Here is a 12877-nt window from a genome sequence, read left to right as displayed (position 1 = left end):
ATGGGAAAAGAGGGGGTGCAGACCAGGATCGCCGGTCTTTTCCTGATCCTCGCCGGGCTGCCGCTCGCATCGGCGGCGATGTTCGTCATCGTGACGCCGCTGGACCTGCGGCAGCAATGGATGTTCGGCATCACCGTGATCCTCGCTTCGCTCATCGCCGGCCGGTGGAAATCGCGCCGGGCGACGGTGATGATCTTCGTCCTCTCCTTCCTCGCCTCCACACGCTATCTTTACTGGCGCACGACGCAGACGCTCGAATTCGAATCGTTCGTCGGCGGCCTGCTCGGCATCGGTCTCTATCTCGCCGAATTCTATGCCTGGGTGATATTGGTGCTCGGCTTCCTGCAGACCGGCTGGCCATTGCGCCGCCCGGTGGTGGAGCTCAGCGGCAGCGATCGCGACCTGCCGACCGTGGACATCTATATCCCGACCTACAATGAATCGCTGTCGATCGTGCGCAATACGGTCTTCGCGGCGCTGGCGATGGATTACCCCCGGGACCGCTTCAAGGTCTATCTGCTCGACGACGGACGCCGCGCCGAATTCAAGGCATTCGCCAGGATGGTCGGCTGCGAATATATTACGCGCGCCGACAATCTGCATGCCAAGGCGGGCAATCTGAACAATGCGCTGAAGCAGACGCGCGGCGACTTCATCTGCGTGTTCGACGCCGATCATATCCCGACCCGCGCCTTCCTGCAGCTCACCATGGGCTGGTTCCAGCGCCAGCCCAGGCTGGCGATCCTGCAGACGCCGCATCATTTCTATTCGCCCGATCCGGTTCAACGCAACCTGGCCATGATCGACGACCTGCCGGGCGAAGGCGACCTGTTCTACGGCACGGTGCAGAGCGGCAACGACCTGTGGAACGCGACCTTCTTCTGCGGTTCCTGCGCGGTGATCCGGCGCGAGGCGCTGCTCGAAACCCAAGGCTTCGCGGGCGAGACCGTGACCGAGGACGCCCACACCGCGCTCAAATTGCAGCGCAAGGGATGGGATACCGCCTATATCAACGTGCGGCTCGCGGCCGGCCTGGCAACCGAGCGGCTCGCGCTCCATATCGGCCAGCGCGCGCGCTGGGCACGCGGCATGACGCAGATATTGCGGATCGACAATCCGCTGTTCGGGCCCGGCCTGACGCTCATGCAGCGGCTCTGTTACCTGAACGCGATGCTGCATTTCCAGTTTTCGCTGCCGCGCATCGCCTTCCTGACATCGCCGCTGGCCTATCTCCTGTTCGGCTACAACATCATTCATGCGCCGGCGGTGATGATCTTCGCCTATGCCGTGCCCCATCTTTTCAATTCTCTGCGCTCCGCCATCCGCGTCCAGGGGGGCGAAAGGCGGATGTTCTGGAGCGAGATCTACGAGACGATCCTCTGCTTCCATCTGGTCAAGCCGACGGTGATCCCCCTCTTCAATCCACGCAAAGGCAAATTCAACGTGACGGACAAGGGCGGGCTGCTCGAGCGGGACCATTTCGACATGAACAGCGTCAAGCCGCATGTCTTCACTGCCTGCCTGCTCGCGCTCGGCCTGTTCATCGGCATCGTCAAGCTGCTGTTTCCCGGCGGCTATGACGCGGAGACGGGCACGCTCCTGCTCAACACGGCATGGACGGTGTTCAGCCTGCTGATCCTGACGGCGGCGATCGCCGTCGCGCGGGAATCGAGGCAGGTCCGCCAGGATGTCCGCGTCGAACGCGCGCTTCCGGTGACGGTCTATTTCGCGGACGGGCATGTCGCCGACGGGCGCACGGTGAACATCTCGACGGGTGGCCTCGCCATCCGACTGAACAAGGAATTCGACACAAAGGCCAGAGAAATCACCGATGTAACGCTGGCCACGGGTTATGACCGCGTCTCCTTGCCGGTGAAGACGGTCGCGATCAACGGACCCGACGCCCGCGTGAGCTTCGGTGAGCTCACCCCGGAGCAGCAGCGCGGCATGGTCGATGCGCTGATGACGCGCGCCGATGCGTGGCAGCCGAACCAAGAGGAAGCGCAGGCGAAGCCCGACAATAGCCTCCGCTCGCTATGGGACGTGGTGAGAGCGGGCGGGTCGACGATCGCCAAGGCCAGGCCGCGCCGCCATGCGCCCAAGCTGCGCGACAGCGTCGCATCGCTGCTCGCGATCGGTTTGGCCGGCGCGATGCTGGTCCTGCTGGGCGCGGGCCGCGCCGAGGCACAGAATATCCAGGGCGCGTTTGCCGGCGCCGGCGGTGGGGCGCGATCCGTCACGGCCGCGCCGCCGACGCAATCCGCGACGAACGGCGTGCGCCGGATCCGGGCGACGCTCAAGGATTTCGGCGTGGAAAGCCCGATCCGTCTCGCCACCGTGCGGGGCGAGGTCGGCATACCTTTCGGCCTGCGGCGCGACGAGGTCGCGACCGAGGCGCGGCTGACGCTCAACTTCGCTTATTCGCCCTTGCTCATCCCCGAGCTCAGCCGGATGGTCGTGCTGGTCAATGGCGAGGTCGTCCGCTCGATGGAGCTGACGCGCGACAGGGCCAATGGCGTGACCGTCACCATGCCGATCGATCCGGCGCTGATCGTGCCGGGCGACAACCGGCTGAACCTGCGCTTCCTCGCCCATTATACGCGTGACTGCGAAGATCCGCTGCACAGTTCGCTCTGGGCCAATGTCAGCAACAGCCGTTCCTATATGGACGTGACGTTGCAACGGCTGCCGACCAAGCCCGATCTGGCGCAGCTTCCGCTGCCCTTTTTCGACAGGCTGTCCGCCGCGCGGCTGATCCTGCCGTTCGTCTTTGCCGGGGCCCCGTCCGAAGGCGAGCTGGAGGCGGCAGGCACGGTCGCCTCCTGGTTCGGCGCGCTCGCCAGCTATCGCGGCGCGACGTTCAAGCCGCTGATCGGCGCACTGCCGCGCGGCAATGCGGTGGTCTTCGCGCTGGCCGGGAAATCCATAGCCGGGATTCCGCTCACTATTTCGGGGCCGGGCCTGGCGCTCCTGCCCAATCCCCGCGATCCGCTCGGCATGCTGCTCGTCGTGACGGGCACCAACAGCGCCGAGCTCAAACGGGCGGCCGCCGCGCTGACGACCGGATCGCGCGCATTTGGCGGACAGTCCGTCGCGGTCGAAAATGTCCGGATCGCGCCGCGGCCGCTCTATTCGGCGCCGCGCTGGCTGCGTACCGACCGGCCGGTCGCGCTCGGCGAGCTTACCGATCCCGAGACGCTGCAGGGCGCCGGCCTGCCGCCGGGCGCGCTCACCACCAATTTCCGCGTCGCGCCGGACCTGTTCTTCTGGCCCAGCGAAGGCGCGAAGCTCCATCTGCGCTACCGCTATCCGACCGCGCCCTGGCTCGATCGCGGCGTCTCCCGGCTCGATCTGTCGCTCAACGGCCAATATCTGAAGACCTATCCGCTCGAAGGGCCGACATTATGGGATCGGCTGCTCGGCAAGGCGGAGAGCACGACCTCGCACATATCGAACGGACAGGCGCTGCTGCCCACCTATGCGCTGTTCGGCCAGAACAGGCTGACCTTCCTTTATGACCTGCAGCTTGCCGATAAACGCGCCTGCGCCGGCACCATTCCGACCGACGTGCGCGTGGCGATCGATCCCGACAGCCGCATCGATGCGACCGGCGCCTGGCATTATGCTCGCCTGCCCAATCTTTCCTATTTCGCCAATGCCGGATTTCCCTTCACCCGGCGTGCGGACCTGAGCGACACCGCCGTCATCCTTCCGTCCCAGGCGGGCCTGCCGGGGATCGAGGCGTTTCTGGCGCTGATGGGCCGCTTCGGCGATTCCACCGGCGTGCCGACGACCGGCGTGACGCTGATGCGCGCGCCCGAGCCGCGGCAGCTTTCGGACAAGGACATATTGGCCATCGGACCGATCGACCTCGTCGCGATTTCGCCGCTATTCCGGCAGGCACCGCTCAGGCTGGACAATGGCCGGCTGAACGTCGCGGCAAACAGCCTGATCGACCGGCTGTTCGGCTGGCTGTCCTCCACGCCGCAGGACGAGATTGACGGGGTCAACCAGTTCCTGGTGCGCGGCCAGAGCTTCGCTGGCTTCAGCGGATTCCGTTCCCCCTATGATGCATCGCATTCGGTGGTGGCGGTGCTCGGCACGACGCCGGCAGAGCTGCCGGATCTGGTCTACGCCCTCAAAAATCCCAAGCTCAATGCACAGGTACGGGGCGATCTTTCGGTCCGCTCGCCCGACGGCATGGCCAGCTTCAACGTGATGCCAGGCTATTGGGTAGGCGAGTTGCCCTTCTGGACGCGCATCGGCTTCTGGCTGAGCCGCCATCCCTTGCTAATGGGCTTGGGCGCGGTGCTGGCTGCGCTCATGATCTCGATCCCGGCCTATGGCTTCCTGAAGAGCCAGGAGCGCCGACGGCTCGCGCGGACGCAGGATTGATGATCGCGCGATTGCCCCTGCTGGAAAATGCGCTTCATAGGGTGCTGATCGCCGCGCTGCTGGCGACCGCGCCGCTCGCCAGCCCGCCGCCCGCGCTGGCGCAAGTCTCCGCCGGCATCGCCGCGCTGCTGCGGCAGGCGGAATTCTGGAAGGCGCGGGGGCGCAACGATCGCGCGCAACAGGCGCTGCGCCGCGTCCTCGCGATCGATCCGAACAATGAAGCCGCCCGGCGGGCGCTGGCTGCGAGCGAGGCGCCTGCAGCCTCCTCCTCCCCTCCCCGGCAGGCGCAGGTGGCGTCCCCCGCCGCACCCCGCGCCAACATCCCCAAACAGGCCCGTGCCGCCGCCACGCCCGCGCAGACGGCGGACCGTGCCGGCCAGGCGCGCGTCGCCGGCTTCGCCGCGCTCGAGGATGGCAAGCTCGACCTTGCGCAACGCCATTTCCAGGCGGCGCTGCGCATCGATCCGAATGACAGCGATGCGCTGGGCGGGCTGGGCCTCGTGCGCCTGCGCAGCGGCCAATTCACCGAAGCGCGCACCTTGCTGACCCGGGCCTCGCGCGGCGGGTCGGCGGGCAAATGGTCCGATGCGCTTCAGGCGGCGACCTTCTACGGCCAGTTGCGGACGGCGCAGACCGCACGCGACCAGGGGCGACTGCAGGATGCCGAGACGCTCACCCGCGCGCTCGCACCGAATGATGCGCAGCAGGACAGCCTCGCCCGCAACTTGCTGGGCGACATATTCGCCCGGCAGGGGCGCTATGCCGAAGCGCAGCAAATATATCGCTCCATCGCCGGCGAGGCGGGTATGGCGGGCGCCGCCTCCGTCGCCGAGCTTCAAGGCAGAGCCATGCGGATCCAGGCGATGCAGGCCGTCGCGGCAGGCGATATTGCCGGCGCCGAACGCCTGTTCCAGTCCGCGCTCATCGCCGGTGCGTCCGATCCCTGGCTGCGCTACGATTATGCGCGCTTCCTGCTTGCCCAGGGCCGCGGCCCGGCCGCGGATGCCCTGATGGCGCCGCTCAGCCGCGCGACCGCGCCCGATGGCCTCTATGCGGCGGCGCTGTTCGCGGCGCAGGTCGGTCGTGGGCGCGATGCCAGGGCCCTGATGACGCTTATCCCGCCTGCGCAGCGCACGCCGCCGATGAACGCCTTCCTGATCGAACTCCATGCCAATGACGCGATCGCGCAGGCCCGGGCGCTCCAGGCGCGGGGGCGGACGGCCGAAGGGATCAACGGCCTGCGCCAACTGGCGGCCCAGCCGCTTCCGCTGGTCGCCCAAGGCGCGGTCGCGGATACGCTCTACACATTCGGCGATGTGCCTACCGCGCTCGGCGTCGTGCAACAGGCGCTGCTCCAGCCGCTCGGCGGGCCCGACAACTATCAGGGCATCATCGTCGTGCTCGGCAAGAGCGGGCAGGACGGGATGGCCGCCTCGCTCATTCAGCGGCTCGCGATGGAGGCCCGGCAGAATCCGCTCGATAATCGCAGCATCGCCCGGCTGAGCGCGCTGCTCGGCGCCTCGCAAGGGGATAGGATGCGGCTGGCGGGCGATTATGCGACGGCTTTCGAAGTGCTGCAGGCGGCCTGGGCCAGTGCACCGGGCGATATCGATATCCTCGCCTCGCTCGCCCGCCTCTATCAGAGCGGCAATCTCAATGGGCAGGCTGCCCAGGTCTATGGCATGCTGCTCCAGCAGCGGCCGAACGATGTCGGCACGCTGATTGGGCTCAGCGACGCATCAAATGCGATCGGCGATCATGACCGCGCCGCCCAGGCGATCGGAACGGCGCTTCGCCTCGCCCCGGCGGCGCCAGACGTCTATCTCGCCGCCGCGCGCATGGAGCAGGCACGGGGCAAGAAGGGAGCGGCACTGCGCTATCTGAAGCGCGCACGCGAATTGCGGGCACGGGAAACCAGCGTGGCAGCGAGCGGGCTATTCTCCCCTACCAATCCCTTCGCACGGACAGCGCCGCCGGCTACGACCTTAAACCCCTTCGCGCTGCCATCACGGCCGGGAGGCGCGGCCCCCACTCAGCTTCCGCAATTTTTTCCCGCGCCTATCACGCCCTCTTCCACACCCGGTATATACGGGGGGATGTCGCTAGATCAGGGGGCCCAGGGATGACCGTCTTCGCTGCCTATCCGCCGCCCGTGGTGGAGCAGGCGCCTGCCCCGGCGGCTGCCTATCAGATGGCCGCCGCCCAGAATCCGTTCGCACCCGGCATCTATGCCCCCGCCCCCCAGGCACAGGGGCAATATGCGCAGCCCGGCTATGGCGCGCCGCCCATGGCCTATCCGACGCAAGCCTATCCCCAGCCCGCGCCGCAATATCCGGTACCGGCGCAACAGGCCTATCCCGCCGCGCCTTATCCGGCCGCGACGATGGCGCAGGATCCGAATCCCTTCCCCAAGGCGACCTATCGCCCGGCCGCGGCGAAGCGGCGCGTCACCTCGCCCAGCTATCAGCAGCCCGCGACATCGACCTATCCGCAGCAGCAGGTCTATGCCCAGCCCGGCTATCCGCAGGCAGCCTATCCCCAACCCTCGCAAGCGCCTGCGCCCTATGGTCAGCCGGGCTATGCCGCGCAGCCCGGCTATGGCGGCTATTCCTACCCGCAGGGCTATCAGCAGCCGGCGCAGCCCTACGCACAGACGCCGCAGCCTAATTATCCGCAAAGCTATCAGCAGGCGCCGCCGCAATATGCCTATCCGCAGGCGGGCTACCCCCAAGGCTATCAGCAGCCGGCTCCCGCGCCCTATCCGCAGGCGACATATCCGCAATCAGCCTATCCATCGCCTTATTATCCCCAGGCCGATGCGCAGCAGGCTCCCGCCTATCCGCCCGCGCCCTATGCGGCTCCGCAGGCCGGCGCCCCGCCCGCTTATGCGGGGCAGGCGGCGCCTTATGGCTATGCGCCCGGCTGGGCTGCGCCGCAGGCCCAGGCTGCCAGCCCGAGCCGTAATCCCGTCAGCAGCGGAGATCCGGAAATGGACCGGATCAATGCCGAAATCGCCGCGCTAGCCCAGAATTCGGCGCCCCGTGTGGATGTCTCGGCCAATTTCCGCACGCGTTCGGGGGAAGGCGGGCTGAGCCAGCTCGACGAAGCCGGCGCCACCGCTGCCGTCTCGACGGGCTTCGGCCCAGGCCGTGTCGAGCTCAGCGTGTCGCCGCTCACGATCAATGCCGGAACGCCTTCGGGCGAGGGCCTGCGGCGGTTCGGCAATAACCCGCAGCGACAGGCGGATGCCGTCGCCGGCGATTATCCGCCGGATCTGGCGCCCGCCCGTTCGCAGCGCGAATCCGGCGCGATCGTCCGCCTCGCCTATGAGACCGGGAATTTCGCGCTGGACGTCGGCACCACGCCGATCGGCTTCGGCAATACCGATTTCCAGGGCGGCGTGCGCTGGTCCCCCAAGCCCAGCCCGGAAACGGAGGTGCGCCTCTGGCTGGAAAGGCGCCCGGTGGCCGAAAGCGTCGTCGCCTATGCCGGCACCAACGATCCCGTCACCAATAATTTCTGGGGCCGGGTGGAAAAAACCGGCGGCGGCCTTTCCTTCTCCTATGATCGGGGCGAAGGCGCCGGCTTCTATGTCGATGGCGCCTATTATCGCTACAATGGCACGAACGTGCCCGATAACAGCAGCGTCCAGGCGAATGTCGGCGGCTATCTCACGGCCTGGCGCAACGATACCGGCTCAGTGACCACGGGCCTGAACGTCCATTTCCAACGTTTCGACAAGAATCAGAATTTCTTCTCCTTCGGCCATGGCGGCTATTTCAGCCCGCAAAGCTATATCAGCATTGGCTTTCCCGTGCGGTTCAAGAGCCTGTCCGGCCCGCTCAGCCTCGATCTCAGCGCGACGCCGGGATTCCAGACCTTCCGGCAGGATGCGGCACCCGTCTTCCCCACTCAGCCGGGGCTCCAGAGCCAGCTCGACGCGCAGAATCGTGGCAATGCCAACATATTGGCGCGCTATGCGGAGCGGAACAAAAACGGCTTCGGCATCGCTCTACAGGGTGCCGCCTGGTATCGCCTGAGCATGGGCACGAGCATCGGCGGCGATCTCAGGCTGAACACCTTCGGCCAATATAGCGAGGGGCAGGCGATGATCAGGCTGCGGCAGGCGCTTGGAGAGACGAGGTGATCCTGTCGAGCATTGGCGGCCGGCGGGACGAGATGAACCGCGCTGCGGATCCGGCGGATCCCGAGGACGCCATGCCGGACGATCAAGTGGAAGCCCGCATGCCGCTTCCCGGCGCCGCATCGCCCGCGCCGGGCGGCCCGATCCTCGTCGCCCTGCTCGAGGAGCTTGCCCAAGTCGCCAGCGAAGAGCAGGCACGCGCCTTTCTCGGCGCGCTCGGCAAGCGCATCGCCCTGGCGCATCCGCTGGATCGGCCGAACACGCTCGCTGCGCTCGAAGCGCAGGCCAATATGATCTGGGGACAGCTTGGCTGGGGTCGCACGCGCCTTGTCGCCGGATCGGGCGGCATCCGCATCAGCCATCATGGCTGGCCAACCAATCTGGCGGGCGATCATCATGGCCTGTGGCCGCGCGCTTTCCCGATGCTGCTCGCGGCCCTCTATCAGGCCTGGTTCCAATCCTTGGGCGAGCCCGAGGATCTCGATACTCATATCGTTTCGCACAATCGTGAGCTGATCGAACTGCGCCACGGGCCACGCTAGCAGTCTACGCCATAAATTGGCGCACATTCCCTCCTCTTGGCAACAGAATGAAGTAGGCCAAGCGATCTAACTCAAAAATTCCCAACATTCCCGAAGGGTCAGCCGATTTGGCACGGACCCTGCTTAACTCCCGGCGTCAAGGCTGCAATCAATGCGGCAATCGAGAACAGGGAGTTACGCCATGTCCAACTTCGGACTTTCCGACCTTCAGCGGGTCATGCTGTCGCTTGCGGCCGCGCTGGCCTTCAGCACCATTTGCATCGGCGCTGCGGTCGCGCCCGCCAATGCCGCGATCGCCAAGCCCCAGCCGGCCAAAGCGGCCGAGGTCGAGCTTGTCCACATCGTCGCGATCCTCTGACCTGCCTTTCGGGAAGGAAACCAGCTATGTCCGCCAAGCAGTTCCGCCTCAACAAATCCGATGCCAGGCTGATGGGCGTATGTGCCGGGATCGGCGATTATACCGGGCTCGATCCGCTGATCGTGCGCCTGGTCACCGTCCTCCTCACCCTCTGCGCCTTCGGCCCGGCGATGCTGCTGGCCTATCTCATCATCGGCCTGATCGCGACCGACCGGCCCCGCTAACGCTCGTCCCGCCCCGTCACGATGACCGGCGACAAGACTCCATTCATGCTAGCATCGGGCCGCAACGGGGGAGGAAACGATGCGGATCATGACAGGCGTGATCATAGGGCTGATATTCGCGATATTATGCGTGATGCTGATGGAGATCGGCGCCCATCATCTTTTTCCGCTGGCCGAAAGCACCCCACCGGCCGGCGAAGCGGCGGGGGTGGCGGAGCTGACGATGCGGATGCGTGTCGAAGGGCTGCTGATGGTTGTCGGCGGCTGGGCGCTGGCCGCTTTTGTCGGCGGCTATATCGCCAATTTCATCGCCGGCCGGGGGCTGGCGGGCTGGATTGTCGCCGGGCTGGTCGTGCTGGCCGTGCTGGTGACGATCAGCGCCATTCCGCACCCCGTATGGATGGCGGCATCGGGCGTGACCCTGCCGCTCATCGCCGGCTGGCTGGCGCGCCGCGCGGCCCATGTCCCACTGTGACGTCCCACTGTGACGTCCCGCTAGGCTCCGCGCCACGACGGCGCGGCGCCTAGCCGCTGTTCCGAAGCGCCGTCGCAATGGCGTTGATCGAAAGCTGAATGCCCTCGCGGACGCGCGGATCGCTTTCGCCGCCGCGATGGCGCTTGATGAGCTCGATCTGGAGCAGGTTGAGCGGCTCGATATAGGGCAGGCGCAGCCGGACCGATTGGTCGAGCGTGGGATTCTTCTCCAGCAGGCGCGACTGGCCGGTGATCTCCAGCAGGCAATCATGCGCATCCATCCAGCCGGCGCGGATGCGATCGAAAATCGCCTCGCCTGCCGCCTGATCCTCCACCAGCGCGAGATAGCGCGCCGCGATCGCCATGTCGGACTTGGCAAGCACCATCTCCAGATTGGCGAGCGTCGCCTGGAAGAAGGGCCAGGATTCCGCCATTTCCTTCAACAGCGTGCGATCGCCGAACGTCTTGAAGGCATGGCCGACGCCATACCAGCCGGGCAGCATGACACGCGCCTGCGCCCAACTGAACACCCAGGGGATCGCCCGAAGATCCTCGATCCGATCCGATTTGGTACGCGACGCGGGGCGGGAGCCGATCTTGAGATCGGCAATCTCCGCGATCGGCGTGAACTGGCGGAAAAAGGTGCGGAAGCCTTCCGTGCCATAGACCAGCTCGCGATAATTTCCGAAGGCCGCGTCGGAAATGGACTGCATCGCGCCGGCGAAACGCTCATAATCCGCGCGCCCGATGCTGCCATTTTCCAGGCTCGCGAGCAGCGTGGCCGATGCCATGGCCTCCAGATTGGCAGCCGCGCCCTCGCGCGTGCCATATTTGGCGGCGATCACCTCGCCCTGTTCGGTGATGCGGATGCGGCCCTGCACCGTGCCCGGCGGCTGGGCCAGAATCGCCGCGAAGGAGGAGCCGCCACCCCGGCCCACCGCGCCGCCACGGCCGTGGAACAGCTGCATCGCGGCACCCGCCTTCTCGAACACCGGTGCCAGCGCCCGGCTGGCCTGATGCAGGCTCCAGACGGAGGTAAGATAGCCGCCATCCTTGTTCGAATCCGAATAGCCGACCATCACCTCCTGATAGCCGCGCGCGGAAACCACGGCCTCGACCTCGGGCAAGCCGAACCATTCGGTCATAACGGCCGGGCCGCTCTCGAGATCGCCGATCGTTTCGAACAGCGGCACGACCATGATATCGGCGCGGGGCGGCTCGCCCGGATGATAGAGGCCCGCTTCCTTGAGCAGGATATTGACCTCGAGCAGGTCCGAGACGGTCGCCGCCTTGGAGATGATGTAGGTGGTGATCGAACCCTTGCCATATTTGGCATGGGCCTCCGCCGCCGCCCGCACAATGGCGAGCTCGGACAGCGTCTCCTCCGCATAATCCGCATAGGGGCTGGCGAGCAGCCGCGCGCCGCCAAGCTCCCGGCGGAGCAGCGCGACGCGCGCTTCCTCGTCGAGGGAAAGATAATCCGCCTCGACGCCGGCCACCTTGAGCAGATCGGCCACGACACGCTCATGCACATCGGCGTTTTGGCGCAGATCGAGCGTGGCGAGATGGAAGCCGAACGTCTCGACCGAGCGAATCAGCCGGCCAAGCGCGCCGCCGGACGCCAGCGCGCCGCCTCCGGCGGAGGCAAGGCCACGGGCCAGGGCGACCAGATCCCGTCGGAAGGTGGCGGGATCTGAATAGGGCTCGGCCTCGGTCGAGGGCGGACGGGCAGGCGACTTGCCGGTAACGGAACGGAAGGTCGCGGCAAGCCGCGAATAGATGCCGGTGATCGCGCGGCGATAGGGCTCGTCGCGGCGCGCTGGGCTGTCATCATGGCTGGTATCGACCAGCGCCTCGATCTGCGGCGTGATCGCGGCGAGTTCGGTCGAAATGGACAGCTCGGCGCCCAGCGCATGAAGCTGCTCGAGATAATGGGCGAGCACCGTCTCGGCGGAGCGCGAAAGTGCGAGCCGGAGCGATTCCGCCGTGACATTGGGATTGCCGTCCCGATCGCCGCCGATCCAGGTGCCGGGACGCAGAAAGCTTCTGGGCCGCCGCCCGAGCGCGCGTTCCCACCGGGCGTAGAGCGCCGGCAGCACGGGCAGGAAGGTATCGCGCATATAGGACAGCGCCGTTTCCACCTCGTCGGCGACATAAAGCCGCTCGCGGCGCAGGGGGCGCGTCTGCCAGAGCAGCGCGATCTGGCGCAGGATCGCCTGATCGATCAGATCGCCTTCGGGCGTCTCCTCCCGCCCGAGATCCTTCATGCGGAGCAGCTCCGCGATCTTGTTGCGATGATCGATCATGCTCTTGCGGCGCACCTCGGTGGGATGCGCGGTCAGCACGGGAACGACCAGGGCGCCATCGAGCAGCGCCAGAGCCTGATCGCGGCCGATCCCCTCCGCCTCCAGCCGTTCGAGCGCTGCGGCGACATCGGCCCCCGGCTCGGCCGTGACGCCCTGCCGATCCTCGGCCAGATTGGCGAGCATCGAGAAGAGCATGAAGCCCCGGGTGAAGGCGAGCGTATCGTCCAGCGACAGGGCATCGAGGCCCGGATCGATCGCGTCCGCGCCCGCCACGCCCCGCGCCCGGTCGACCGAGGAGGAGCGGATATATTCGATCCGCCGGAACAGCGCCTCCCCGTCATAGGCGCGGATCACGTCACCCAACAGGCGACCGAGGAAGCGAATGTCGGGATTCTGGGCGATCGGAGGGACGTGATTCATTATTCCGTCGTGCG

Annotated in this window: 8 protein-coding genes; 7 read left to right on the top strand and 1 reads right to left on the bottom strand. The window is 66.5% G+C overall.

Annotated features, from left to right (window positions below):
* Nucleotides 1–15 precede the first annotated feature (15 nt).
* The 7 genes from bcsA (at nt 16) to CLG96_RS05160 (ending at nt 10138) form a co-directional block, all read left to right on the top strand.
* Nucleotides 16–4395 carry a UDP-forming cellulose synthase catalytic subunit gene (bcsA, locus tag CLG96_RS05185; RefSeq protein ID WP_243395616.1) on the top strand — a complete coding sequence of 1460 codons (4380 nt, stop codon included), beginning with the start codon at nt 16–18 and terminating at the stop codon, nt 4393–4395.
* Entirely contained in the window at nt 4395–6521 is a 2127-nt protein-coding gene (locus CLG96_RS05180; protein ID WP_107966708.1) for a tetratricopeptide repeat protein, read from the top strand. The genes bcsA and CLG96_RS05180 overlap by 1 nt, the downstream gene beginning before the upstream one ends.
* A complete protein-coding gene (locus CLG96_RS05175) occupies nt 6518–8542 on the top strand; it encodes a cellulose synthase subunit BcsC-related outer membrane protein (protein ID WP_107966707.1) in 2025 nt (674 codons plus the stop codon). The genes CLG96_RS05180 and CLG96_RS05175 overlap by 4 nt, the downstream gene beginning before the upstream one ends.
* Nucleotides 8539–9081 carry a cellulose biosynthesis protein BcsD gene (gene bcsD, locus CLG96_RS05170; protein WP_107966706.1) on the top strand — a complete coding sequence of 181 codons (543 nt, stop codon included), beginning with the start codon at nt 8539–8541 and terminating at the stop codon, nt 9079–9081. The genes CLG96_RS05175 and bcsD overlap by 4 nt, the downstream gene beginning before the upstream one ends.
* Before the next feature lie 181 nt (nt 9082–9262).
* On the top strand, nt 9263–9439 hold the full coding sequence (locus CLG96_RS18630) for a hypothetical protein (RefSeq protein ID WP_165799533.1): 177 nt from the start codon (nt 9263–9265) through the stop codon (nt 9437–9439).
* Nucleotides 9440–9465: 26 nt separating this feature from the next.
* Entirely contained in the window at nt 9466–9663 is a 198-nt protein-coding gene (locus CLG96_RS05165; protein WP_107966705.1) for a PspC domain-containing protein, read from the top strand.
* A gap of 88 nt (nt 9664–9751) precedes the next feature.
* Nucleotides 9752–10138, top strand: coding sequence for a hypothetical protein (locus CLG96_RS05160; protein ID WP_133175343.1), 387 nt, complete (start codon nt 9752–9754; stop codon nt 10136–10138).
* Nucleotides 10139–10187: 49 nt separating this feature from the next.
* Here the strand turns inward: CLG96_RS05160 and ppc are convergent, their stop codons facing one another.
* On the bottom strand, nt 10188–12863 hold the full coding sequence (gene ppc, locus CLG96_RS05155; RefSeq protein WP_107966703.1) for a phosphoenolpyruvate carboxylase: 2676 nt from the start codon (nt 12861–12863) through the stop codon (nt 10188–10190).
* Nucleotides 12864–12877 lie beyond the last annotated feature (14 nt).

Origin of the sequence: Sphingomonas oleivorans, from assembly GCF_003050615.1 — a bacterium.
Lineage (GTDB): Bacteria > Pseudomonadota > Alphaproteobacteria > Sphingomonadales > Sphingomonadaceae > Sphingomonas_H > Sphingomonas_H oleivorans.
This window is presented reverse-complemented; position numbering and strand designations above follow the sequence as displayed.

Excerpts from the sequence above, each read along its gene's own strand:
- CLG96_RS05180 (WP_107966708.1), top strand. The coding sequence starts at position 4,395 with ATGATCGCGCGATTGCCCCTGCTGGAAAATGCGCTTCATAGGGTGCTG.
- CLG96_RS05175 (WP_107966707.1), top strand. The coding sequence starts at position 6,518 with ATGACCGTCTTCGCTGCCTATCCGCCGCCCGTGGTGGAGCAGGCGCCT.
- CLG96_RS18630 (WP_165799533.1), top strand. The coding sequence starts at position 9,263 with ATGTCCAACTTCGGACTTTCCGACCTTCAGCGGGTCATGCTGTCGCTT.
- CLG96_RS05165 (WP_107966705.1), top strand. The coding sequence starts at position 9,466 with ATGTCCGCCAAGCAGTTCCGCCTCAACAAATCCGATGCCAGGCTGATG.
- CLG96_RS05160 (WP_133175343.1), top strand. The coding sequence starts at position 9,752 with ATGACAGGCGTGATCATAGGGCTGATATTCGCGATATTATGCGTGATG.
- ppc (WP_107966703.1), bottom strand. The coding sequence starts at position 12,863 with ATGAATCACGTCCCTCCGATCGCCCAGAATCCCGACATTCGCTTCCTC.